Genomic DNA, 24,229 nt, shown 5'->3' on the forward strand with positions numbered 1-24,229 from the left:
ACCTTCGGCAGAAAGGGCTTTGTTTTGTCATGCAAACTCACCCAGTGATACCTAGCCTCATATGAAGTTCGTGTTCCGAGAGACCTTAAAGTTTGCCGCTCGCTTCCTTCAGATTCCGCGTCACCACGGACACCCTTGCGTTAAGCTAACTGCTACTTCTGCCTTCGCAGCTCGGGACTTTCACCCTATAGATTACACCCATGCCGGGCGCACATGAATAGAAAAGTTCGGGAATCACCGAACTTTTTTTAGGCGTCTATATTTATGAAAAATTTATTCTTTCATTTGGAAGTACATATGGCACCCGTTTATTACTTAGTTATTAAAAAAGAATTTGCACATTTGTAAATAACTTACCATATTAGCAATAACTATGCTTCTGTTATTAATCTCTAATCCAAACAGCAGTTCCAATCGGGACGATTCTTGCAAGTTCTTCAACATCATGATTATACATGCGAATGCATCCTCTAGATACGGCTTTTCCAATTGAACTCGGATCATTTGTTCCATGAATTCCATAATGTTCTTTTGATAAACTCATCCACATTGTTCCAAAAGGACCACCGGGATTGGGAGCTTTATTGATAATGACATATTGACCGGTCGGTGTTTCGTGAAGCATTCGTCCGACAGCAATAGGATATTCTTTTTGTAACACATTGTTATGATACAAATACAGTTTCCTTAAACGTCTAGAAACTTCAATTCGATAAGGAATCGTTTCCGGAGAAGGAATCCCTGGTATCACGATTGGTTGACCTGGATAAATTATATTAGGATTGATACCAGGGTTGGCTCGAATAATTTCCGTATAAGGTGTACGATAATCTCGAGAAATTTGATATAACGTTTCACCTGGCTTTACTGTATGAATCATTGGGAATACCTCCGTGTTAAATTTAGTATTCTATTATATGCTTTGAAATGGGAAAAGGGATTGTTCACCAAAATTGTTAGACCATTCATGTGATTTTCCAAAAAGAAGTGCTCCTCCAAACATTACTGTCCTCGAAAATCTCAATGCAGCTCTCCAAAATTTAAACGCAGTGAGTTTAATATTACATAATCCATTTCTTGTAATCTTACATTGTGGAAAATGCTAGAGGAATGAAGGGAAGGAGATTGTAGTAAATCAAATACATCAAATTCTTCTTAATGACCAGCCATTAATTTTTTCATATCGGCTAGAATTTTTAACTTGCGACAAACTTCAGAGGAATGTTTTATCAATAGAGTTTTCAAATTTTTATAATCATTCCATCACTTGATCATTTTTCACGTTCCTCAACTAACACTACATTTTGATATAATAGAATCAAATTAATCCTCAATGGTAAGGAGTTCTTTCATGAGCGAATTTAAACATCCGTTTAAAAGATCATTTAATAGTTTAGAAGATTTAGCTGATAGCATTAAAGATTACCTCGGATGTCCTGTGACAATTGAAGATGCCAATCACAGACTATTAGCATACAGTTCACATGAAGAAGAAACTGATCCCGCACGGATCGCTACTATTATTACACGAAGAGTTCCTGAAAATGTCATTAATAAACTTTGGAAAGAAGGCATCATTCCAAAATTAATGGATACCGATGAAGTTGTGAACATTCCTCAAATCAAAGAAATCGGCTTAGGAAATCGTCTCGCTATTTCTATTCGTAAAAATCAAGAAGTATTAGGGTACATATGGGTTGTGGTCGAAAATAAAAAAATAACGAAAGAAACCTACACACATCTTAAAGATGCAGCAAATAGTGCCGTCCCGTTACTTAGAAAACTTCATATGCAACGGAAAAAGAAAATTGAAGATTATCAAGACTTTTTCTGGCAATTAATCACCGGCCATTTTACTGCACAAGAAGAGATCATTCGAAAATTTCATCAATTAAATGTTACCATCCCTGAACAATATACCGTTATTGTATTCCAATTCGAAGCTGACATTACGAAAAAAGTAGAAGAACATATTTCTTATTTAATAACGACAAGCCAAAAAATTAAGCATCATTTTTTAGTTGTAATGCGAAATGAATTGATTTTGTTGGCTTCACCTGTTTTGAATCCATCAGAACGACAACCGTTGAGCGAATTTATTCCATTTTTTATTTCTGAAATGAAAAACCGCTTTTCCATTGAAGGTATTAAAGGCGGGGCAGGCTCCATTTATCAAGATCTCATAAAAGTAGAAAAGTGTTATCAAGAAGCATTACAAGTTATTGAGTTAAAAGATCTCTATAAGGAAGAATTAGCAAACATTTATCAATATCATCAACTTGGGTTATTTCAATACGTCAAATTGTTAAAAAATATTCGGACGGATGAGCATCCAGCAATCAAAATTCTTGAAAACTATGATAAAGAAAACAATACTAATCTATTAAAAACATTGGAAGTTTTTATCCAAAATGATAGTAATGTGAGTGATACAGCGAAGCAATTGTATATTCACACAAATACATTAGGATATCGTCTAAAACGAATAACTGAAATTGCTGATTTTGACTTGAAGAACGTACACGAAAAGATGGCGATATATTTAGATTTAAAAATTAGGAAATTGAAGAATTAATCGTTTGTGTAAATCCACAAATAAAGCGGTTTCAATTTGATTAAATGGACAATGACCATTCACACCCGAAATTTTATAATAATACGGAGTATGATAATAGGGGAGGAAGGAACCATGATTATAGGAGTTCCTAAAGAAATTAAAAACAATGAAAATCGTGTAGCCATTACTCCTGCAGGGGTAGATGCATTTGTAAAAGCTGGACATAAAGTAATAATTGAAACAAATGCTGGGCTTGGTAGCGGTTTTACAAATGAAGACTATATCGCAGCTGGTGCAGAAATCGTTCCAACAGCGAAAGATGCATGGTCTGCGGATATGGTAATGAAAGTTAAAGAGCCAATTGCTTCCGAATATCAATATTTCCGTGAAGGTTTAATTTTGTTCACATACTTACATTTAGCTGCAGAGCCAGAACTAGCAAAAGCATTAACTGAAAAAGGTGTTATTGCGATTGCTTATGAAACCGTAGAAGTGAACCGTACATTACCGCTACTTACACCAATGAGTGAGGTAGCCGGAAGAATGGCCGTACAAATCGGTGCTCAATTCTTAGAAAAAATTTATGGCGGAAAAGGAATCCTTTTATCAGGTGTTCCAGGCGTTAAACGTGGAAAAGTTACAATCATCGGTGGGGGAGTAGCTGGAACAAATGCAGCAAAAATGGCTGTTGGATTAGGCGCAGATGTAACTATTATCGACTTAAATCCAGATAGACTCCGTCAATTAGATGATATTTTCGGAAATGATGTAACAACTTTAATGTCAAATCCATATAACATAGCTGAATCTGTGAAAGATTCTGACCTTGTCATTGGAGCAGTTTTAATCCCTGGTGCAAAAGCTCCTAAACTTGTATCAGAAGAAATGATTAAATCTATGACTCCTGGTTCTGTCGTGATTGATATTGCGATTGACCAAGGTGGTATTTTCGCTACATCTGACCGTGTAACAACTCATGACGATCCTACTTATGTAAAACATGGAGTTGTCCATTATGCAGTTGCGAATATGCCAGGTGCAGTACCAAGAACTTCTACGATTGCCTTAACTAACGTAACTATGCCTTATGCTTTACAAATTGCAAACAAAGGTTTTGCAAAAGCCGTTACTGAAAACCAAGCCTTAAAACTTGGAGTCAACGTCCTAAATGGAAGCATTACGTATGAAGCCGTTGCTAGAGATTTAGGATATGAATACGTTCCCGTTGAAGAAGCACTTCAAAAAGTAGCTACAACTCTATAAAATAAGATCCCTCATGTTCTTACTGAAGTGACCCAGTAAAATGGGACAAGGAAAAAACACCTCCTGAATCGAATGTATAACTTACTTCGATTTGTGGAGGTGTTTGTCTTATGGGGACAAGAGTTCATTATCCAGAGGAGATCAAGTGGAAAGCTATCGAGATGAAACAAGCAGGGTATACCAACCGAGAAATTATGGAGACGTTAGGGATTAAAAATAAGACGCAGATCAAGACATGGATGAGATGGTATAAAAATGGCGAAACTCATCGGTTTTCTCAGCCTGTAGGGAAGCAATATGTATGGGGGAAAGGGGCACAGGAATTAAATGAAATGGAACAGCTCAAAATGCAAAACCGTCAGCTAGAAGCACAATTGGAAATCTTAAAAAAGTACAAGGAACTCGAGAGGAGATGGTGCCAGAAGTAGTGGTCCAAGTTGTAAGAGAGTTAAAAGACAGATATCCTGTTACCCTTATCTGTTCTTGTTTAGGAATTCCAAGATCGACATATTATCGATGGGAAAAGAAATGGGAAGAGTTCATGATGGAATCAGAGTTAGAACGGTTGATTCAAGAAATTTGTGTAAAGAATCATTATCGTTATGGTCATCGCAAGATAAGAGAAGTCCTACGGCTTAAATATGGAATCAAGTTGAATCGCAAAACCGTACAAAAAATCATGCAAAAACGGAATCTTCAATGCCGTGTGAAGAAAAAACGTCAAAACTGGATCAATGGAGAAAGTAAAATCATCGTACCGAATCGTTTAAACCGTGATTTTACGGCTTCTCAACCAAATGAAAAGTGGGTAACGGATATCACTTATTTGCCGTTTGGTACTTCGATGCTTTACTTGTCAACCATTATGGATTTATACAATAATGAGATTATTGCCTATCAAATCAGCGACCGACAGGATGTTCAGCTAGTGTTAAAGACACTAGAAATGGCCGTAAAAGAGCGACAACCAAAACAAGTGTTACTCCATAGCGATCAAGGGGCGGTCTATACGTCTTATGCTTTTCAACATTTGGCCAAAGAAAAAGGCATTACCACGAGCATGTCCCGCAAAGGAAACTGCCATGATAATGCCGTAATAGAATCGTTTCATTCTTCATTAAAGGCTGAAACATTCTATTCACAAGAAAAACAAAATCTCACTAACTCTATTGTAAAACAAATGGTTCAGAATTACATCTATTATTATAATCAAATTCGAATTCAGGCCAAATTAAACTACCTGTCTCCTATTGAGTTCAGGAAACAGGCAGCATAGGTGTTTTTTCTGTGTCTCAAATAGGTGGGTCAGTCCATACATACATGAGGGTTTTTTATTTAAAAATGATTTGAAACAAGGATATGTTTTTAAAAATATGTAACGATGCTGATTTTTTTGGAAGACAAATTGGATAAACCAAGAGGAGATGATTTACTAGCAACTTTGATGGATTTATTTGCAAGTTGATCAATCAGGAGAAAATACTTAAAACATGGGAGCAAAATATCTTGCAACTCATATTGATAAATTTGCAAGTTGAACGTTCAAGGATGATTTTTCTATAAAAGGAAGGATTGGCTTGGGCCAATCCTAACTGATTGAATGGTTATTTGCAATTTAAATTATGAGATTTGTAAGTTGATGAAAGGTATTTGTAACTTTTGAATAATTACTTGCAACTAGAAAATTGCGTATTTGCAAGTGACAAAGAAAAACTTGTACCTATTGAAAACTTATTTGTAACTCTAAGACATTTTTTGTAAGTTTGACCAAAATCAACTTTTTAATATATTTTTTATAGAATTTATTTCTTTTTACAAAATTTAAGTTTCCACCTTAACAATCATATCACTGCGATTGGAATGTACGCCGATCGTTATTTTTTTGTACAAAATTGCCTTCACGACAATATTAGACAATGAGAGTTTGGATAGAATGTCTTATAATAAATATTGTAAAAATATTCTTAATTTTAAAAATAAAAAGGAGGCGTAATCCAATGTCCACGACCATTGGCAAAATTTTTGACTTAACTGTCCAAAAATTTCCGAACAAAGAGGCAATTTTTGATGTTCGGAAAAATGTTCGCTATACATATAAAGAATGGAGCGAACAAGTAAACCGTTTAGCAAATACATTATTGAACGAAGGAGTTCGTAAAGGAGATCGCGTTTCAACGTTTCTTTTTAACACTGAAGAATTAGGGACAACCTTTTTCGCCTGTGCAAAAATTGGTGCCATCTTTAATCCGATTAACTTCCGTTTATCTCCTGAAGAAGTGGCATTTATCTTACAAGATGCATCTCCAAAAGTCGTTATTTTTGAAAAAGCTTTAGAACCTGTCATCTCCTCCATTCATCAACGCTTTGACTCTATTTCCTTCTGGTTTATCGATGAAGATACTCCACCATATGCTGCCAACTATCATGAAAAACTTTCCAATTCAACCAATGAAGACATCCATGTTGAAGTGAATGAAAACGATTTATATGCATTTATTTATACAAGTGGAACAACAGGAAGACCAAAGGGAGTGATGCACACCCATCGAAACATGGTGGATCAAAGCATTCTTTGCATCGCTGCCTGTAAATATGACAAAGAAGATGTAGGACTTGTCACCGGTCCAATGTTCCATTGCGCCGAACTTCATTGTGCATTTTTACCGCGCGTGAATACAGGATGCAAAAACGTCATTTTACATCAATTTAATCCAAAAAAAATTCTTGAATTGATTGAACAAGAAAAAATAACAAAATTTTTTGCTGCACCAACGATGTGGAACATGCTTCTTCAGGAAGATTTAGATCAATATGATACAAGTAGTTTAAAACTTGGATTGTATGGTGCAGCCCCAATGGCCCCAACTTTAGTTCGGGCCCTTCATGAAAAATTTGGAATCCAACTTGTGCAAGCCTATGGGATGACGGAAATGGGACCAGCCATTACCTTTTTAACTTCGAGCGACCAACTTCGAAAAACAGGTTCTGCTGGTCAAGCAGCTTGGCATCATGAAATTCGTGTCGTTCGTCCGAAAGAAGACGGTCCATCAGAACCTGATGATGTTCTGCCACCTTTTGAACCCGGGGAAATTATCGTACGTGGTCCAAGTATGATGGTTGGATATTATCAGCGAAAAGAAGCTACAGAAAAAGCTCTGTATAAAGGTTGGTATCATACTGGTGACATTGGATATATGGATGAAGATGGTTACTTATATGTGAACGACCGTGTTGACGACATGATTATTAGTGGGGGAGAAAATATTTATCCAAGAGAAGTCGAAGATGTTTTATATGAACATGATGGAGTGTTAGATGTGGCCGTCATTGGCTTACCAGATGACCATTGGGGTGAATCGGTTACAGCTTTTGTTGTGAAAAAGTATCCAAATGTGACAGAACAAGAGCTCGATGAATTTTGTAAAAACCATCCGAAATTAGCAAATTATAAACGGCCGAAAAAATACATGTTTGTCGATGCACTTCCTCGGAATGCAAGTGGAAAAATCCAAAAATTTATTTTAAGGAAAGAAGTTTCCATGAAGAACTAAAACGTATCTAGGGGACTAAAACTTTAGTTCCCAATTTTTTTATGTTAAATTACTTGAATGTTCTGTGAATATAGCCCTAAACAATTGAACCATGTAGGAAAGATGTTCGATTTTGCTTGATACATATCGTTCTTTAAAAACCCATATGCTATCATAACTTTAGGAAAATTTTAGGCTGTTTTCATATAGATTGTTGCTTTCTTGACATAAAAGGTTGATACGATATGGTTTAAGGAGGCGTTCGAGTATGTGGAAAGATGTATATGAAGAGTTCAGCGAATTAACAAAATCAGAGCAAATAGCACTATTTGAAGCAATGTAACAAGATTTGTTTCCAGAAGAACCTGATAAAATCACGAAACTTCTCAAAACCATTCGTGAAGCAAGATTTGCTTCTGGTATAGCTTGTATTCATTGCGGAAGTACATCGGTAAAGCGAAACGGCAAGTATCGTTCAAGACAACGTTATCTATGCAATGATTGTGGAAAGTCCTTCAACGATATGACAAATACACCATTTTCAGGTTCTCGTTATCCTGAAAAGTGGGTGGAAATACATCGAACTAATGGTTAAAGGTTATACCCTACCAAAAATCGCTGAACGCTTAAAAAATTCATATCTCTACTACATTCTATTGGTAAAAATTTGGCATTTGAAAATCAAGTTGAACAAATGCTTATTTCAGCGTGTCAAAAATCCAATCATAATACAATTAAGATGCTAAGAAGTGCATAAAAAGACCTCCATATGAGGTCAATTTTTAAATATCTATAAATATCAAATCCATAAATCCTATAAGTCCATTAAAAATAGACTTGCAAGTTGCCACACCGAAATAGCAAGTGGAATAATTGATAGGAGTTTTAACCACTTTTTTTTAGTTGCAAATCCAATCATTAACAATAGTAATCCTATTATTAGAACAACAATAATTGTTAAGAATGTCATACCGAAACCTCCCTTAATATTTTACTTCTATAAATTATTTAGGTATTACTTTCCAATATCCTTATTGTTATTTTAACAGAATTATTGAACATTACAAATTTTTATCCAAAAACAACAATCTTTTAGAAAACTGCCAAATTTTAACATCCGAAGGGAGTTTCCAATAGATGAAACAATGGTTAACATTAGTCATTATTTCAATGTTGATGTTAGGGGGATGTAGTGGAGTGGATAAAAAGAAACAAGGAGATAACCAATTTCAAGATACAATCGCCTTACAAGATGAATTTACTCGAGAGTTTATAAAATCTCCAAAAGAAGTAGAAGACGGCTACTATTTGTTTGAATCCAAAACTGGTGGATATACAATGTGGTTCCCGGTGAATGCGAATATGGATCAATCTTTTTATCATAGAAGAGATGATAAATACGAAGAAATTAATTTTGGAGAAACAATAAAAAGTAAAAATCTTGAATATTTTGTTGTTGGGCGATATGAAGATAAAAAATCCACGAAATTAATTGATATTAATCTAGAAATGTTGGCAAAAAGCAATGGATATGAAGGTAATTTTGAAAAATATACATTGAAAGATAACACGATATACTATGCTGAAAAAGTTGAAGAAATCAATGAAAATCAATTTATTTATGTTTATTTTAGTTATATTGTTTCAAACAACACTAATAAAGCAATTAGCATCACTTACAGTTCAACTTGCTCCAATAAAGATAGTAAATGTACATTAAATAGATCAGTAGAAAGAGAAAAAGCAAAAAAGCTATTCCATTCCATTAAATTTGTTAAATAAAGGGTGGAAAATATGGATAACCAAGAAATACTCTATACTGATGAACTACGTGCAAGAATTATGGAATTAGAATATTCACAGTTAACAGTTGATAAAATTAAAAAAATTTACTACGAAGAAACTGGTAAAGAACTAAATTTAGATATCAATATTTTTCATTCAAAAGATTATGAAGAAGAATTAGATATTGGAAAAAATGGTTTTGATGGGACTATCATTCATTTCTATGACAAAAACAAAGGTATAAATGAAGTGTATTCAATTACAAGGGGGAGTGAAGCGGTAGAAGAAAATACAAATAGACCAGATGATTGGATGTATAATTTGTTTGGAATTTTTATTGGTCAAAATACAGAGCAATATCATGACGCTCAAAAGTTCGATGAATTTATTATTTCAAATTATATTAAAAATAATAAAGAAGATTTTACCTACATTGGTTTTGGGCATTCATTAGGAGGTAATACGAAACAACTTCAACAAATTCTATTGAATAATTATGATCGAGTTTACATCATAAATGATGCACCACCAACATTTTATCAACTAGCTAAAATTGACTTACAATTTCGAAGACAGCTGAGTATTCATTTTAATCTTGAATTTAACAATTTCAACCAAATCTACACCATTGACCCAATAGAGCTTAAGAAATTTACAGAGGAATACTATAAAGAAGCAGGTCAAAATATTTATCATTTAGTCGCTGAGGAAGATTTGCTGCAAATGGTTAGCCAAACAACGAGAGGGTTTGTTCATATCGGAAATTATCAAGTGGTCGACACTATTCCAGGAACAAATCGTTTATTAGAGTTTTTAAATAGAATTCCAGATAAAGATATTCAAGCCATTCAAATCTATCTATCAAAGTATGCGGATGTTTATAATACTGAAGGATTTGATGGAGCTTTAAAAGCATTAACAGGTATAGATGCAAAACTTATCGATCGCTATAAAGATTTTGACCTCTTTTCCAAAGACATCTTAGAAGTACCTGATTTAGCTGTTAATACAATAAAAATGATCAGTGATATAACAAAAAAACTTCCTGATTTTATCGAAGCATTAGGCTATCTGATAAAAAATATAGATAGCATCTTAAATGCAGCTCTTGAAACAGATTTAATTAGTTTAGATGAAAAACAAGCAATTATGAATGAACTTCAAGGAATGAAAGAAGATTTTAAACAATCACTCAACAAAATCTTCAGACAATTAAATCCGATAACATTATTTAAAGAAGTACGAGGACTATATAAAAATATATTGAAACGGATGGAAATCATTAAACAAAATTTAGAACCACTTATTAAGACATTAAATAATAGTGTAAATGCTCATTCCATCCACTATGTTTTAAATGGTTTAGAGAATAATAAAACATATAAAGCTAATGGCGATGTTGTTTATCATTTTACGAAAAATGGTCAAACCATTCATGTCAATGTATCATCTGCGTATCGAATTTTCACAGAAGGCTATCAAATATATGAGAAGAAACAAAAAATTTTGACTCAATTAAAACAAGATTTTGAACGTGAATATATTGACGATTACAATGAAAGAAAGAGAATACTATTATCCAAGATTGAAGATATGGAATCCTATCCAAGCAAGTATCAGCATCTACTTGGAAATTTTACTTATGATTCTCAATATTATTACTTAATAAAATCCATCCATGTCCACGAAGTCATCCCACCTTTAGAATCCAATAATTTTATAAGTACTTTTGAACAAATGTTTTATGTTTACGAGAAAGAAATTGAAAAAGGCATTGCGATGATTGATAAATTTAAAAAGAAAATCGAAGAATTTTTCGAACAAGAGGAAGAACTAGCCCGGAGGTATTAACATGAATGAGCGTCAAATGACCATCTCTTATGGGTTTGACACATATAAAGATTTAACATATAAGGCAAATGTATTTGTTCAGAAAATTGACAAACTAGAAAACTTAGGGGAAGAACTTGTCGCATTTATTAAAGATGAGGTTTCCAAAGGCGAAGGAGAAATAACGGAAGCTATTATGGAAACTGCAATACAACATGAGGAGCAAAACAAGATATACCATGATTCCCATAAGATTGTGATGCGAAATATGGCTAAATATTATACCGATTTCATAAATGATATAAATAGACAAAAGATTTCTATATATTATCAAGTCATCGAAAGAAATATAGATTAATAGGGTTCGTTTATCGAAACTTCATAATTAGATAGGTTTAGATTGTTAAAGATTTAGCAAAATTTTTTCAGTTTATGATAGACTTTTTTACACTCCAAGTGGTAATGGGGTGTTTTTTTATTATGTAAAGATTTAGTCATTTCCGTCTTTGCTAGCTTCAAAATTATTAATTAAAATTATTGAAATAAAAATTGAAAATGATTTAACCGTTTGAGTTAAAATGTATGCCCAACATTGTAAATATTGATGTCATAATATTGTGACGGAATTATCAGAAAAGAACGGTATTATGATGGCAAAGGGGAAAGTGATTTGATTCATTTTTCTAATCAACATGTTTAATAAATACATCATTATTTTGTTCTCCATCCTTTAAACGATAATATTAGTTGAAAGAACTTTTACTATTTCACCTATAAAATAAAAAATGAATAAAAACTATTGACCTTAACGCAACGTAAAGGTGTAGATTGATAATCAGAGGGAGGTGATAGGATGGAATACACCATACAAAAATTAGCTAATTTAGCAGGAGTGACGACAAGAACGTTACGATATTACGATGAAATTGGAATTCTAAAGCCGGCAAGAATTAATTCATCGGGATATCGAATTTATGGACAAAAAGAAGTAAACCTTCTCCAACAAATCATGTTTTACCGCGAGCTAGGTGTAGGTCTCGATCAAATTAAAGACATCGTGACCAATCCGAATTTTAATCCCTCTGAAACTTTGAAAGAACATCGTGAAAAACTTTTGGCCAAAAGGAAGCAAATCGATATTCTATTAAATAATGTTGAAAAAACATTAGCAACACTAGAAGGGAGGATGACTATGTCTGATCAAGAAAAATTTGAAGGATTTAAAAAACAATTGATTGAAGAAAATGAAAAGAAATATGGAAAGGAAATCCGTGAGAAATACGGGGAAGAAGCTGTGGAAGCATCCAATAAAAAACTTATGAACATGTCGAAAGAAGAGCATGAGGAATTAACAAAATTGAACGAACTTTTCAATCAGACTCTCATCGAAGCATATCAAACTGGAGATCCTGCAAGTGAAAAAGCACAAAAAGCGGCAGATCTACACAAACAATGGTTGACCTTTTACTGGCCAACCTATAGTAAAGAAGCACATGCTGGACTTGCTCAAATGTATGTCGATGATGAAAGATTTAAAGCTTATTATGAAAAAATTCAACCAGGCGTAACAGAATTTTTAAGAGATGCGATTCTTATCTATACTGGCATGAAAAAGGAAAGATAGGTACTTAATGTACCTGTCTTTTTTAGGTATAGACAGAATAACAAATATTCTCATTTCATTTGCAGATCGATAATTTTTTTATTCGATATGTATAACTTTAAATTATCCTATTTGTATAGATAAAACTATCAATAAAGAAAAATAGTATTGTCCTTAACAATAAAAGTGCTCTATATTCCCATGCAACGAAAAACCTCGCATGGAAAATAGAGCACTATAAATATAGAAATATATGATTTTATTTGTCCCATTTATTTCGAAATGACTCTGGTAAAATATCTTTCAGTTGTTCAAAATAAACAAACCCTATCATTTGTTTACTTTCATCTTCATGAGTTAAGTAATGTTCGAGTGCTAATTCAATCATCGGTAAATGTTCGTTAGGGTTCTGCCAAATAAAATCCCAAGCACGAACATTTAATTCTAAATCTTCACTGTAAATAGCTTCTTCTAATTGGTCAAGTGAAAGTGGTTCAATTTCCATCACTTCTTCGATGTACTCTTTAGAAAGCATTTGTTCGAGGAATTGTTCAAAGGACTCCGCCATATTTACAACCGCTCCACTTTCGTCTAAATAAACAATCCTTTGATCTTTTTGAAAAGCTAATCTTCCTAAATGACAGTCAGCAAAAGGGAGGAGATCCTCTTGAATAGCCAACTCTTGCAAAGGTATAAATCTATGAATTTCAATTTCTTTTTCACGTAATAAGATAAACGGATGGTTCGGTTTTCCACCGTTATATTTTGATAGAAAGGAAGTGTAACTTTCAGGTAAATCCCACGGAATAGGTTGTAGAGGATCATCATGGGTTTCCTCTTCTTCCAACCCAAAAATATGTTCATTTCGATAATAATAAGTAACGTTAAATTCTTTGGCAACCACTTCCCATTCGGCTCCACTGAACAAAACACCTAAACGATAGCCTTGAGAATCGATATCTGCTTCTTCATAAAGCCAATACATTCCTTCATATATCGGATTATCGGACGATTCTGAGATTATGTCGTTTATGTCAATGACCATCTTAACAGCATGAGGAGAATTCACATAGTCAACGGTGAATCGCAAGGAAGATCCTTTACGAAAAATGTATTGTACATTAGAATCATGTAGACCACATTCCACAATCTCATGAAGGGAAGCAGGTAATAAGTTCCGAATACGCTCATGATATTCAGCCGCTTCTTCTACCACTTTTTCAATTTTTCTTTCTTGTTCTTTAAACCATTGGATGAGATCATCACGAACGTTTTTAGGAAGTGACGGTTGGTTAATCGTACCGTTATCAATAAACGGATAAAATTTTTTAGGTAAAATAGTGTATAATTCCTCTTTTACTTCTTCAAGCTCATTTTTTAAATATTCATACACATCGTCGCCATCTTCCTCAAAACTACGAATAAAATCTTCCCATTCTTCATCAGACTCACAATAGGTCATAATACCTATATGCTGCATTTGTTCATACCATTGTTTAGTAAAAAATCTCATAATTTCCTCTCCCAAACCAATTTAGTCGAAACTTTTACCTTATCTTGTGTTAAAATTTGAATACAGATATTATTAAATATAGTCGCAATGGACAACCAATACAATAGAAAAGAGAAAGAAAAGGAGTTAGCGTATGGATAATTGGTTACTAGACATCATGAATGATTATGGATACATAGGAGTTATGTTACTCATTGCTTTGGAAAATGTCTTTCCACCGATTCCATCGGAAGTCATTTTAACATTTGGAGGGTTCTTAACAACGTCATCCGATCTTACAGTGTTTGGGGTTGTAATTTCTGCGACGATTGGATCTGTTCTAGGTGCCTTTATTTTATACTATATCGGTTTACTATTAGAAGTCGAACGATTAGAAAAAATTGTTGACCGATGGGGGAAAGTATTACGCCTTACAAAGGAAGATATACATAAAGCTGATGCATGGTTTAACAAATATGGTCCATGGACGGTGTTCTTTTGCCGCTTCGTTCCATTAATCCGTAGCTTAATTTCCGTACCTGCGGGGATGTCGAAGATGAATATTGGATTATTCTTTGTTTTAACGACGATTGGAACATTGATTTGGAACATCGTTTTAGTATGCCTAGGCGCATCATTAGGGGAGAATTGGGATCTGATTGTAGAAAAAATGGAAATTTACTCGAACATCGTTTACGCTATTTTAGCAATTTTATTTATTGTAGCAGTCGTATTGTTTATTAAAAGTCGAAGAAAAACTTCTTAATAAGAAGAGAGGATCGAGACAGGTTCATGGGTTTGCAACTGTCTCGATTTTTATTAATGAAAAAATTTTTTTTATAATGATGTTGACAGAAAAAGTGTATTAACCATATAATACACACAGGAGCTTTTTTTATAACCAAACTGTATTATGTGCATAATACACCATCATAAATGTATAAATTTTTTACCTATACTGTATGAATCACACCATACACTTTTATTTTTACACAAAGTGTATGAACCACTTAATACACATGGATTCGAATCTTATTCAGATTAGGAGAATGTCTATGATTGTACATTTTAATAACCGTGATCCGGTTTATCTTCAAGTTATTCGATATTTTAAGGAACAAATCGCCAAAGGTTATCTTTCACCAGGTCAACAAATTCCATCTAGAAGGGAACTGGCTAACCAATTAAAAATTAATCCAAACACGGCTCAAAGAGCTTATAAAGAAATGGAGGAAGAAGGCTTGATTTTTACGGAGGGGAATTTACCAAGTAGAATTACAAACGATGAACGGATTATTCAAAAAGTCCGAAATGAACTCATTTTAGAAGCTGTTCATACTTTTGTGGAATCGGTTCGATCAATCAACGTACCGTTAGATGAAGTAATTAAATTAGTAACAGAACATTATGGAAATGATGAAAATCAAGGGGGATCAATATGATTGAAGTAAAAAATGTGACAAAAAAGTATGGGAGAAAAGTTGTTCTCGATAATATCTCTTTTACAGCCAATAAAGGTGAAATTACTTGTTTAATTGGAATTAACGGAGTGGGGAAAACAACCATTTTGAATGCAATTATGGGATTAATTCCGGTTAATAAAGGTGAAATTCTCATTAACGGAGAGAAAATTAATAAAAACTCTTATGAAAAAATTGCCTATATTCCGGATGCGATGACGATGCTTCCCCAAATGAAAATTTCAGAAGCAATGGAGTTTATGAGTGATTTTTATCAATGTTGGAATCAAAAACGAGCATTGGAAATTTTAGAGTTTTTTAAATTGAAAGAATCTGATCGAATTTCTGACTTGTCTAAAGGAAATACAGCAAAGGTTAATTTATTACTCGGTCTTGCGCTAGATGTGGACTTCTTATTAATGGACGAACCTTTTTCAGGAATCGATATTTTCAGCCGTGAGCAAATTGCTGAAGTATTTACAAGTCATTTAATTGAAGATCGTGGGGTAATAATCACCACTCACGAAATTAATGATATTGAACATTTATTAGATAAAGTGATTTTGCTTGATCAAGGACGTATCATTAAAGAATTTAATACAGAAGAAGTGCGTGAACAAGAAGGAAAATCTGTCGTTGATGTAATGAGAGAGGTGTATCAATAATGAAAAATTATTTGAAATTAGTAAACTTTGAAATTAACCGATTTATGAAAATTTATATAGTATTAATCATTTCAACAATCATATTGCAGGTGGTGGGGCTTTTTTTCCGATCACAGTCCTATCTCAGTGAAGCCGATCATTGGATCTATGATAATCAACTGCCAATAGAAGAATTTTTAGGTCAGTATGGTCCAATGTCCATGCATAAATTTTTAAATACGTTATGGTTTATTGGCTCAGTAGCGTTATGTGTTGTTACCTTACTGATTTATGTATTTTTTATTTGGTATCGTGATTGGTTAGGGAAGAATACCTTTATTTATCGTTTACTTATGTTGCCAACGAATCGATTGAATATTTTTCTTTCAAAAGCAACCGCCATTTTCATATTCGTACTCGGACTGATTGCATTACAACTGATTTTATTTCCAATCGAAAGTCTCTTACTCACATGGTTAGTTCCAGATGAGTTACGACTCGATATGAATATGATAAACATTATGAAATATCCGTTTTTATATATTTTGTTCCCAAAAACAATTTTAGATTTTTTAATCAATTATGGGATAGGATTAATCGTTGTATTTGTATTATTTACATTTGTGCTATTTGAACGTTGCTATCGATTAAAAGGAATTTTTATCGGAATGGTATATGTAGCCTTATCTTTTGTTGTATTTATTTCACCAATCTTCTTAGACATTATATTTGAAAACTACTTTTATCCTATAGAGCTTTTTGTGTTTGTCGTATTTACAGGACTCGTCGTAATGACATGTTCCATTTTGACAAGTTATTATCTACTAAACAAGAAGATTCGTGTGTAAAGGGAGAGAATCTAGATGAAAAAATATTTGAAATCGATCATATTATTGGTTGTGACAGTAGTGGCCATCGGTTCCTATTACATCAACAATGCACTTGCCTCTAAAATAAATTTAGAAATAGAATTTGAAACATTAAAAGGAAAGGAAAGCGAGATAAAAAATATTACTATGTATGGTGATTACTACAATGGTGATGAGTTCTTACCGGTTACATTATACGAAGGAAGGCTAAAAGAAAATAATAATGTTTCCATTATTGATAAATTAAAACAAGAAGATTTACCACCTCAAATAAAAAAATATATTGATAAATATAGAACGTTTATGAGAGGTAAATCCTTTAGCTTATATCAGATTTATGAGGACGAATATGTTTTAGCCTATGCGAATATTGATTGGGGATTTACTCAAAAAGACTCAACCTTTGATATTTCCGTCCTAAATAAGGAGAATGATAAAATCACATCTTTTCAATCGAAAATACCGAATAAAGAAAAATATTCCTTTATCTATGTAGAAGATCTTCAAATGGTCAATGGTCAATTAAAAGTCATTGCGATGGCACGTTTGAATGATTTCCACTATGAAGTTCATGTATACACGTTTGACATTGGAGAAAAGCAGTTAGTTCAAGATGAAATCATTTATTCAACTCAAAATTCAAAAGGAGATTCATCCCAAAGTTCGTTAAGTATCATCTATGATTATTCAACTGGAAAACAAACGTATTATTTAATTAGCTATACGAGCGAATCATACGATAAGAAAGAGGAACAGCAAGAAAAAGTTGAAGACATCATCCTTTATAACATTGAAACGAATGAAAAAGAACCATTATCATTGGACTTTGAAAATGCTCATACTTTAAGTGGTTCCATATTAACATTTGTAAACTATCAAGAAAAATATATTGAAGTAACTTCATATTCTGTTGTTGAACATAAAGTGGTTAATACGTTTAAATTTCCGCTTCCGAACAAAGAAGATGAATTCCCAGTTTCCACGTACATTGCCAATGGGAAGCTATATATTGTTCAACAAACATCTTCAGTCATAAACAAAATTTGGGTTTTAGATGTTGAAACAGGAGAAACCATATATGAAGGAAATATAAAACTCAAACATAAATCAAAAGATAAAAATAAAATAAATTTTCAAATTTATAGTATAGATGTGATGCAATGAAAACTGCTCCATTAGGGGCAGTTTTTTTGTGAAATTTGTCAAATAATTATCATGGGAGATAGTGGATATTATGATAAAATTTTGTTAGGGTGATCAATATGATTAAAAATAAACAAAAATTTATTCTTTCCATTTTCTTTATATTACTCATCATCATAATAAACTTTCCATTTCCTGATCAGATAAGGTTAGGTGAAAAAATTTTATCTTCACTGTTTGCGTTTATACATCCTAATGATATAGGTAAATTAACAGGATTTCTTTCAGTTGTATTAATTATTTTTTCTGTAATTCTTTTTAATCAATCGATTCAAAAATTTAAAGCAACATTTACCTTTCTATTATTGATTGGAATATTTATTTCTCCACAATTACTCGTTCAAGCTTATCAGCATACAATCGCTAATGGAGTTTACGCCATTGTTTATGACAAAGAAAAAAGTCAGTGTACTTATGAAGTGTTGAACGATGAATTGAACGTTCGATGTGATATATTTTTCCGTAATTTTAGTAATAAAGACGTTGAATTCAATTTAAGTTTTACTCAAGGAGATTTTGAAGAGGCTAAAAAGCTATATGCAGTCATCCTTAAAGATATATCACAAGCAGTGAAAATCGAAAAAAATAGTCAACAATCCGTTGTCATAGAGAAGAAGAAAAAACTTTCTAACGAAAATTTTAACTTCTTAAAAGGAAATATGTCATTTGTCGATATTATCATTTGGGACGATCATAAAAAACGAATACTTTAAGTAAACGAAGGAGTGATGTTCATCACTTCTTTTTTTTATGGATTTAAGAAAAATTTAAGATTTTATCAATGATTCTTTAATCATTGACCGTTAATATGACGTTAGATTAAAGAAAGGGGAATGAAAATGATAAAAACCTGTAAAGTTATTTATTTTTTCTTATCAGTTTTATTTTCAATTTGTGTAACCATTCAATTTCTATTTGCAGGAATGGCGATTTTTATGGATCCAGGATTTTGGGCAAATCATGTATTGTTTATTCACATTTTTGGATTTTCTCTTCCATTATTAATGTTGATTTTTGCTATTTTCGGTAAAATGCCAAAATGGATTTTTTATGAACTCGTAATCATATTCGTTTTTATTTTTGGAATGTATTTTACAGCAAATGGTGGAAGATTATTGTCATGGATCGGCGCTATTCATCCACTCGTCGGTTTATGCTTACTTGCGATTTCTATTGTTAATGTTTATCACAGTTTTCAATTAATTAAGAGAAATAATGGAGGAATGAAACATGGAAAATAGTAAAAAACCTATTCTTTCATTTGTCATTGGATTATTGTTTCTTATAATCGGAATTAGCTACACACTCATGATGTTATTCATTCATTCCAATATTCAAGGAATGGTAGGGGTTCAATTCTTTACATGCATTGGCGCTGGTTTTATTTCCTACAATTTTGTTAGAAGAAAAATGAATGTCATCAAATCCATTATCTTTTCTATTTCGATCTTTTTCTTATTATTCGGAATCATGGTAGGATGTAGTGCAGGATTAGCAACAGGTCGATTGTATCCTTTCCTTTCATCATCTTCCATCTTTATTTTACCAAGTATTGCTGTAATCGCAGGAGTATTGGTCCATCAAAAAGATACAAGTAGTGAATGATCGATTGGTAAGGTAAAATAATAGGGGGAAATGATTCCTCCTATTTTTTTCAAGAGGTGCTATAGATGTCTATCAAACGAAAGTTGCTTTTATCAAATATTGCAATGGTAATCGTACCGATTATCCTTTTCTTTATCATTGAAATCATTTTAGCAATCGTTATGTTTTATTTTTTAAATCGTGAACGAACGATTGAAAATATCGAGCTTTTTGTAACGATTCGTTTCTTTTTAATGATATTCGTTTTTGCGTTAACAAACGGGATTTTAACCTATTTAGTTGGAAAAAGCATTGTAAAGCCAATTCAACAATTGAAAGTAGCTACCGAGTCGATTCGAGATGGGAATTTAGAAAAACCGATTGTTATTCAAGGAAAAGACGAAATTGCTGACTTAGCAAGTTCATTTGAAACGATGAGACGACAGCTTAAAGAAGCGAATGAACAACAAAAACGCTACGAAGAAAACAGAAAAGAACTGATTGCAAGCATTTCCCATGATTTAAAAACCCCACTTACTTCCATTAAAGGATACATTCAAGGGATGAAAGACGGGGTGGCAAATACACCTGAAAAATTCGATCGATATATGAATACAATACTATTAAAAGTAGATGAACTTCATCAATTAATTGACGATTTATTTCTCTTTTCAAAATTAGATAGCCATCAAGAATCGTTCCATTTTGAAGCGGTCGATTTACAACCTTATTTAACCGATATTATAGAAGAAACAAAGTATTCGCTGAATGATCAGTCAGTTTGTTTATCATTATCGACAGATTCAAATGAACATTATTTTGTCCGTGCCGACCGATTTCAGTTAAAACGAGTGATTCAGAACATTATTCAAAATAGTTTAAAATACAATACGAACAAGGAAAAAGAAATTAACATTTATTTATCGAAAAAAGATGGCATGATTACGACAGCAATTAAAGATAATGGGATCGGAATTAATAAAGATACTTTGTCTCAAATTTTTGATAGTTTTTACCGCGCTGATTCCTCGAGAAATTCAAAAACAGGAGGTAGCGGATTAGGATTAGCGATTGCAAAAAGAATTATCGAAAAACACGGTGGGATAATTTGGGCAGAAAGTGAAGTCAATCAAGGTACTACCATTTATTTTCAATTGGAGGAATTATTAGATGGAGAAAATATTAATTATTGAAGATGAAATGAGCATTGCCGAATTAGAAAGAGACTATTTAGAAGTTCATGGATATGAATGTCATATCGTAAATGATGGGGAAGAAGGGTACCAACAAGCATTATCAAACTCCTACGATTTAATTATTTTGGATTTAATGCTTCCTAGAATGGATGGCTTTACGTTATGTAAAAAAATACGAGACGTCATTGAAGTGCCTATCTTAATGGTAACTGCTAGAACAGAAGATATTGATAAAATTAGAGGGTTAAATATTGGGGCAGATGATTATATTTTAAAACCATTTAACCCAAATGAGCTTGTCGCGCGTGTTCAATCCCATATTAATCGATATAAACGACTCACCAAGCGAGATCAATCACAAGAATGGATTCAATTGAAAGACATTACCATTGATCTAACAGCGAGAAAAGTATATGTAAACGAAGAAGAAAAAAGCATGACAGCTAAAGAATTTGATCTACTTGTTTTTTTAGCCACTCATCCTAATCGAGTTTTTACGAAAGAACATCTATTTGAACGAATATGGGGATTTGATTCAATGGGAGATGTATCAACCGTTACGGTCCATATTCGAAAAATACGAGAAAAAATTGAAAAAGACCCTTCGAATCCTGAATGGATTGAAACGATTTGGGGAGTAGGGTATCGATTCAATCGTTGAACGGTCTAGTAAAATTAAATCAAACGTTTGTTTAATTTTGTCTAAGGACGAAAAACTTTGACGAAGCGGGAGATTGAATAAGAAAAAAGCATCGAAAATTCGATGCTTTATATACGATCTCCATTAAAGATGGAATTTTTTACTACTACATAATCTACTTTACGTAATGCACTTAAATCACGGCCACCAGCATAAGAAATTGCTGATTGTAAATCTTCTTCCATTTCAATTAACGTATCTAATAAAGGCCCTTTATGCTCAACATACATTTTTTTCCCTTCAACGTTTCGTCTTTCTCCTTTTTGATATTCAGAAGCAGAACCGAAATATTCTTTATATAGTTTACCATCGATTTCGACCGTTTTCCCTGGAGATTCTTCATGACCGGCAAATAAAGATCCAATCATAATCATCGTTGCACCGAAGCGAATGGATTTAGCAATATCCCCATGCGTACGAATTCCACCATCTGCAATAATAGGTTTGCTTGCAGCTTTTGCGCACCATTGAAGAGCAGCAAGTTGCCAACCACCAGTACCAAAGCCAGTTTTAATTTTTGTTATACAAACTTTTCCTGGTCCAATTCCAACTTTTGTTGCATCTGCGCCTGCATTTTCTAATTCACGAACGGCTTCTGGTGTGCCAACATTGCCCGCAATGACAAAACTTTTTGGTAAATGCTTTTTAATATGTTGAATCATTTCAATAACAGCGTTTGAATGCCCATGTGCAATATCAATCGTGATAAATTCTGGTACCACTTTCTCATTAGCTAATTGTTGAACAAACTCAAATTCTTCCTCTTTAACACCTACACTGATGGAAGCAATTAATCCACGAGCATGCATATCTTTAACGAAATCCAAACGAGTTTCTGGTTTGAATCGATGCATGATATAAAAATACCCATTTTCCGCTAAGAAACGTGCAATTTTTTCATCTATAATCGTCTGCATATTGGCAGGTACGACTGGTAGTTTAAACGTATAACCGCCAAGTGAAACAGTTGTGTCGCATTCTTTTCGGCTTTTTACAATACATTTGGCTGGAATTAATTGAATATCTTCATAATCAAATACTTTTCTCATAGGACCACCTCAAAAAGACGAATATTTTTTGTGATTTTATTATTATCGTTCGCCTTTTTTAATATACATGATTCTGTTTGGTTCGTAAAGGAAAAATCGAAAGTTTTAAAGGAAAATTTTTCATCAAGGTTGAATATATAAGTGCATTCGTTCAAACAAAGAGGGGGACACATGAATGTTACATAAAATTAAATCACTGCAACAAATTTGTGAGAATTATGATCAAATTCAATTAAAACTCAATTGGGACTTATTAGAAAATGGTATGGAAGAAGATCAAATATTAACACATTACGAACATGATCAACTTGTTGGATTTTTAGGGATATATGACTTTGGCAATAAAATCGAACTATGTGGGATGGTCCATCCTGAATTTCGTCGGAAAGGGATTTTTACCCACTTAGCCAAAAATGCGTTCGATTTATGTAAAAAGAACAAAAGAAAAACGATTTTGTTGAATGCACCAGCTAACTCAATAACTGCTAAACAATTTTTAGCTAATATCCCATGTACGCTAACTCAGACAGAATTGCAAATGCAGTGGATGGAAACGACATTATTCTCGGATAAAAATGTAGTGGTGAGACCAGCAGTAGATGAGGATGACGCTTTCCAAATTCAATTAGATGTTGATTGTTTTCAATTTACTTACAATGATGCCGAACAATTTCATCATCGGCTAAAAACGGATCCAAATCATCAATATTATATGATTGAATACAATGGGGAAAGGGTAGGAAAAATACGCGTATTCCATGATCGAAAAGATGCTTGGATTTATAGTTTTGCGATTTTACCTTCCATGCAAGGAAAAGGAATTGGCAAAAAAGCGTTGTCAAATGTTATTTTAAATGAAAAGAATCTTGGGTATCGTATATTTTTAGAAGTAGATGCCACTAATACCAATGCACTGAAATTATATGAAACTTGTGGCTTCAAAACTATTCAAGCACAAGATTATTACGAATACAAAATGGAGCTGCTGCATCATTGAAATAGCCGGTGGAATTTATTTTTCCCACTGGCTTTCCATTTCATTTTTAGAAAACAAATTCACTCATGAAGTTTAACTTGCAAATAAAATCAACCTAGTTGAAAGATTATTTCTCGACTTGCAAGTACAGATTCATAAGTTACAAATAATATTTTCATAGTTACAAATTTATTCCTTTCACTTGCAAATACGATTTTTTCTAGTTGCAAATAATTTTTGAGAGTTACAAATAATTATTTACAACTTGCAAATTCGATTGAGAAAGTTACAAATTTATATTCATTCGGTCAGGATTGGCACCTGCCAATCCTTCCTTGTTATAAAAAGATTGACCATGAATGTACGACTTGCAAAAAAATCAATATAAGTTGCAAGTTTTTTTCTACACTCCTATTTGGACCCCTTAATTAATTGGACACGAAAATGCAAAACCATTACACTGGTTAAAAGTCATTTTCCGATTAAAA

The 24,229-nt window shown here is 33.0% G+C and carries 23 protein-coding genes and 1 pseudogene; 20 read left to right on the forward strand and 4 right to left on the reverse strand.

Annotated features, from left to right (window positions below; genetic code table 11):
* Positions 1-385 precede the first annotated feature (385 nt).
* The gene (locus AC3ASS_RS09200; protein WP_488283236.1) at positions 386-880 is read right to left on the reverse strand and encodes a L,D-transpeptidase family protein; all 495 of its coding nucleotides are present in this window, start codon (positions 878-880) and stop codon (positions 386-388) included.
* A gap of 471 nt (positions 881-1,351) precedes the next feature.
* Here AC3ASS_RS09200 and AC3ASS_RS09205 point away from each other — a divergent pair, with 471 nt between their 5' ends.
* The 5 genes and pseudogenes from AC3ASS_RS09205 to AC3ASS_RS09225 form a co-directional block, all read left to right on the forward strand.
* Entirely contained in the window at positions 1,352-2,575 is a 1,224-nt protein-coding gene (locus AC3ASS_RS09205; protein WP_488283237.1) for a PucR family transcriptional regulator, read from the forward strand.
* 114 nt (positions 2,576-2,689) lie between these two features.
* Positions 2,690-3,820, forward strand: a complete 1,131-nt coding sequence (gene ald / locus AC3ASS_RS09210) for an alanine dehydrogenase (RefSeq protein ID WP_488283238.1) — start codon at positions 2,690-2,692, stop codon at positions 3,818-3,820.
* A 110-nt stretch (positions 3,821-3,930) separates the two neighbouring features.
* Positions 3,931-5,096 (forward strand): IS3 family transposase gene (locus AC3ASS_RS09215; protein ID WP_488283239.1). Its coding sequence is split into 2 segments (ribosomal slippage): positions 3,931-4,207 and positions 4,207-5,096, totalling 1,167 coding nucleotides; the frame shifts between segments, so codons are not numbered across the junction.
* Positions 5,097-5,817: 721 nt separating this feature from the next.
* Positions 5,818-7,371: a fatty acid--CoA ligase gene (locus AC3ASS_RS09220; RefSeq protein WP_488283240.1), complete on the forward strand. Its 1,554-nt coding sequence runs from the start codon at positions 5,818-5,820 to the stop codon at positions 7,369-7,371.
* Between the two features lie 247 nt (positions 7,372-7,618).
* Positions 7,619-8,010: pseudogene (locus tag AC3ASS_RS09225) on the forward strand (transposase); the annotation flags it as partial.
* A gap of 154 nt (positions 8,011-8,164) precedes the next feature.
* On the opposite strand, the gene AC3ASS_RS09230 reads toward AC3ASS_RS09225, so the two are convergent.
* On the reverse strand, positions 8,165-8,320 hold the full coding sequence (locus tag AC3ASS_RS09230) for a hypothetical protein (RefSeq protein WP_488283241.1): 156 nt from the start codon (positions 8,318-8,320) through the stop codon (positions 8,165-8,167).
* Positions 8,321-8,487: 167 nt separating this feature from the next.
* Here AC3ASS_RS09230 and AC3ASS_RS09235 point away from each other — a divergent pair, with 167 nt between their 5' ends.
* The 4 genes from AC3ASS_RS09235 to AC3ASS_RS09250 all read left to right on the forward strand — a co-directional run bounded on the left by AC3ASS_RS09235 (position 8,488) and on the right by AC3ASS_RS09250 (position 12,589).
* Positions 8,488-9,132: a hypothetical protein gene (locus AC3ASS_RS09235; RefSeq protein ID WP_488283242.1), complete on the forward strand. Its 645-nt coding sequence runs from the start codon at positions 8,488-8,490 to the stop codon at positions 9,130-9,132.
* A gap of 12 nt (positions 9,133-9,144) precedes the next feature.
* Positions 9,145-10,986: a DUF6792 domain-containing protein gene (locus AC3ASS_RS09240; protein WP_488283243.1), complete on the forward strand. Its 1,842-nt coding sequence runs from the start codon at positions 9,145-9,147 to the stop codon at positions 10,984-10,986.
* Between the two features lies 1 nt (position 10,987).
* Entirely contained in the window at positions 10,988-11,323 is a 336-nt protein-coding gene (locus AC3ASS_RS09245) for a hypothetical protein (RefSeq protein WP_488283244.1), read from the forward strand.
* A gap of 495 nt (positions 11,324-11,818) precedes the next feature.
* Complete coding sequence (locus AC3ASS_RS09250; protein WP_488283245.1) at positions 11,819-12,589, forward strand: MerR family transcriptional regulator; 771 nt, start codon at positions 11,819-11,821, stop codon at positions 12,587-12,589.
* 238 nt (positions 12,590-12,827) lie between these two features.
* On the opposite strand, the gene AC3ASS_RS09255 is transcribed toward AC3ASS_RS09250, so the two are convergent.
* Positions 12,828-14,081 (reverse strand): DUF4085 family protein, encoded by a 1,254-nt coding sequence (locus tag AC3ASS_RS09255; RefSeq protein WP_488283246.1) that lies wholly within the window; start codon positions 14,079-14,081, stop codon positions 12,828-12,830.
* Positions 14,082-14,214: 133 nt separating this feature from the next.
* On the opposite strand from AC3ASS_RS09255, the gene AC3ASS_RS09260 reads away from it, so the two are divergent.
* The 10 genes from AC3ASS_RS09260 (at position 14,215) to AC3ASS_RS09305 (ending at position 21,677) form a co-directional block, all read left to right on the forward strand.
* On the forward strand, positions 14,215-14,826 hold the full coding sequence (locus tag AC3ASS_RS09260) for a DedA family protein (protein ID WP_488283247.1): 612 nt from the start codon (positions 14,215-14,217) through the stop codon (positions 14,824-14,826).
* A gap of 289 nt (positions 14,827-15,115) precedes the next feature.
* On the forward strand, positions 15,116-15,502 hold the full coding sequence (locus AC3ASS_RS09265; RefSeq protein WP_488283248.1) for a GntR family transcriptional regulator: 387 nt from the start codon (positions 15,116-15,118) through the stop codon (positions 15,500-15,502).
* Entirely contained in the window at positions 15,499-16,185 is a 687-nt protein-coding gene (locus AC3ASS_RS09270) for an ABC transporter ATP-binding protein (RefSeq protein WP_488283249.1), read from the forward strand. The genes AC3ASS_RS09265 and AC3ASS_RS09270 overlap by 4 nt, the downstream gene beginning before the upstream one ends.
* The gene (locus tag AC3ASS_RS09275; protein WP_488283250.1) at positions 16,185-17,012 is read left to right on the forward strand and encodes a hypothetical protein; all 828 of its coding nucleotides are present in this window, start codon (positions 16,185-16,187) and stop codon (positions 17,010-17,012) included. The genes AC3ASS_RS09270 and AC3ASS_RS09275 overlap by 1 nt, the downstream gene beginning before the upstream one ends.
* 15 nt (positions 17,013-17,027) lie before the next feature.
* A complete protein-coding gene (locus AC3ASS_RS09280) occupies positions 17,028-18,197 on the forward strand; it encodes a hypothetical protein (protein ID WP_488283251.1) in 1,170 nt (389 codons plus the stop codon).
* Positions 18,198-18,295: 98 nt separating this feature from the next.
* Positions 18,296-18,949 (forward strand): hypothetical protein, encoded by a 654-nt coding sequence (locus AC3ASS_RS09285; RefSeq protein WP_488283252.1) that lies wholly within the window; start codon positions 18,296-18,298, stop codon positions 18,947-18,949.
* A gap of 126 nt (positions 18,950-19,075) precedes the next feature.
* Positions 19,076-19,477, forward strand: a complete 402-nt coding sequence (locus AC3ASS_RS09290; protein WP_488283253.1) for a DUF6220 domain-containing protein — start codon at positions 19,076-19,078, stop codon at positions 19,475-19,477.
* The gene (locus tag AC3ASS_RS09295; RefSeq protein WP_488283254.1) at positions 19,467-19,841 is read left to right on the forward strand and encodes a hypothetical protein; all 375 of its coding nucleotides are present in this window, start codon (positions 19,467-19,469) and stop codon (positions 19,839-19,841) included. Before AC3ASS_RS09290 ends, AC3ASS_RS09295 begins: the two co-directional genes overlap by 11 nt.
* A 65-nt stretch (positions 19,842-19,906) precedes the next feature.
* A complete protein-coding gene (locus tag AC3ASS_RS09300) occupies positions 19,907-21,013 on the forward strand; it encodes a sensor histidine kinase (protein WP_488283255.1) in 1,107 nt (368 codons plus the stop codon).
* Positions 20,991-21,677 carry a response regulator transcription factor gene (locus tag AC3ASS_RS09305; RefSeq protein ID WP_488283256.1) on the forward strand — a complete coding sequence of 229 codons (687 nt, stop codon included), beginning with the start codon at positions 20,991-20,993 and terminating at the stop codon, positions 21,675-21,677. Before AC3ASS_RS09300 ends, AC3ASS_RS09305 begins: the two co-directional genes overlap by 23 nt.
* A gap of 107 nt (positions 21,678-21,784) precedes the next feature.
* On the opposite strand, the gene guaC is transcribed toward AC3ASS_RS09305, so the two are convergent.
* The gene (gene guaC / locus AC3ASS_RS09310; RefSeq protein WP_488283257.1) at positions 21,785-22,765 is read right to left on the reverse strand and encodes a GMP reductase; all 981 of its coding nucleotides are present in this window, start codon (positions 22,763-22,765) and stop codon (positions 21,785-21,787) included.
* Positions 22,766-22,940: 175 nt separating this feature from the next.
* Between guaC and AC3ASS_RS09315 the strand changes: the two genes are divergently transcribed.
* On the forward strand, positions 22,941-23,762 hold the full coding sequence (locus AC3ASS_RS09315) for a GNAT family N-acetyltransferase (RefSeq protein WP_488283258.1): 822 nt from the start codon (positions 22,941-22,943) through the stop codon (positions 23,760-23,762).
* Positions 23,763-24,229: the final 467 nt, after the last annotated feature.

The sequence above is a fragment of the Bacillus sp. JST-5 genome (genome assembly GCF_057747715.1).

Coding starts and splice junctions, on each gene's coding strand:
- AC3ASS_RS09300 (WP_488283255.1), top strand. CDS start 19,907: ATGTCTATCAAACGAAAGTTGCTTTTATCAAATATTGCAATGGTAATC.
- AC3ASS_RS09275 (WP_488283250.1), top strand. CDS start 16,185: ATGAAAAATTATTTGAAATTAGTAAACTTTGAAATTAACCGATTTATG.
- AC3ASS_RS09230 (WP_488283241.1), bottom strand. CDS start 8,320: ATGACATTCTTAACAATTATTGTTGTTCTAATAATAGGATTACTATTG.
- AC3ASS_RS09205 (WP_488283237.1), top strand. CDS start 1,352: ATGAGCGAATTTAAACATCCGTTTAAAAGATCATTTAATAGTTTAGAA.
- AC3ASS_RS09240 (WP_488283243.1), top strand. CDS start 9,145: ATGGATAACCAAGAAATACTCTATACTGATGAACTACGTGCAAGAATT.
- AC3ASS_RS09280 (WP_488283251.1), top strand. CDS start 17,028: ATGAAAAAATATTTGAAATCGATCATATTATTGGTTGTGACAGTAGTG.
- AC3ASS_RS09270 (WP_488283249.1), top strand. CDS start 15,499: ATGATTGAAGTAAAAAATGTGACAAAAAAGTATGGGAGAAAAGTTGTT.
- ald (WP_488283238.1), top strand. CDS start 2,690: ATGATTATAGGAGTTCCTAAAGAAATTAAAAACAATGAAAATCGTGTA.
- AC3ASS_RS09315 (WP_488283258.1), top strand. CDS start 22,941: ATGTTACATAAAATTAAATCACTGCAACAAATTTGTGAGAATTATGAT.
- AC3ASS_RS09295 (WP_488283254.1), top strand. CDS start 19,467: ATGGAAAATAGTAAAAAACCTATTCTTTCATTTGTCATTGGATTATTG.
- AC3ASS_RS09285 (WP_488283252.1), top strand. CDS start 18,296: ATGATTAAAAATAAACAAAAATTTATTCTTTCCATTTTCTTTATATTA.
- AC3ASS_RS09290 (WP_488283253.1), top strand. CDS start 19,076: ATGATAAAAACCTGTAAAGTTATTTATTTTTTCTTATCAGTTTTATTT.
- AC3ASS_RS09305 (WP_488283256.1), top strand. CDS start 20,991: ATGGAGAAAATATTAATTATTGAAGATGAAATGAGCATTGCCGAATTA.
- AC3ASS_RS09200 (WP_488283236.1), bottom strand. CDS start 880: ATGATTCATACAGTAAAGCCAGGTGAAACGTTATATCAAATTTCTCGA.
- AC3ASS_RS09250 (WP_488283245.1), top strand. CDS start 11,819: ATGGAATACACCATACAAAAATTAGCTAATTTAGCAGGAGTGACGACA.
- AC3ASS_RS09260 (WP_488283247.1), top strand. CDS start 14,215: ATGGATAATTGGTTACTAGACATCATGAATGATTATGGATACATAGGA.
- AC3ASS_RS09265 (WP_488283248.1), top strand. CDS start 15,116: ATGATTGTACATTTTAATAACCGTGATCCGGTTTATCTTCAAGTTATT.
- AC3ASS_RS09220 (WP_488283240.1), top strand. CDS start 5,818: ATGTCCACGACCATTGGCAAAATTTTTGACTTAACTGTCCAAAAATTT.
- guaC (WP_488283257.1), bottom strand. CDS start 22,765: ATGAGAAAAGTATTTGATTATGAAGATATTCAATTAATTCCAGCCAAA.
- AC3ASS_RS09255 (WP_488283246.1), bottom strand. CDS start 14,081: ATGAGATTTTTTACTAAACAATGGTATGAACAAATGCAGCATATAGGT.
- AC3ASS_RS09245 (WP_488283244.1), top strand. CDS start 10,988: ATGAATGAGCGTCAAATGACCATCTCTTATGGGTTTGACACATATAAA.
- AC3ASS_RS09235 (WP_488283242.1), top strand. CDS start 8,488: ATGAAACAATGGTTAACATTAGTCATTATTTCAATGTTGATGTTAGGG.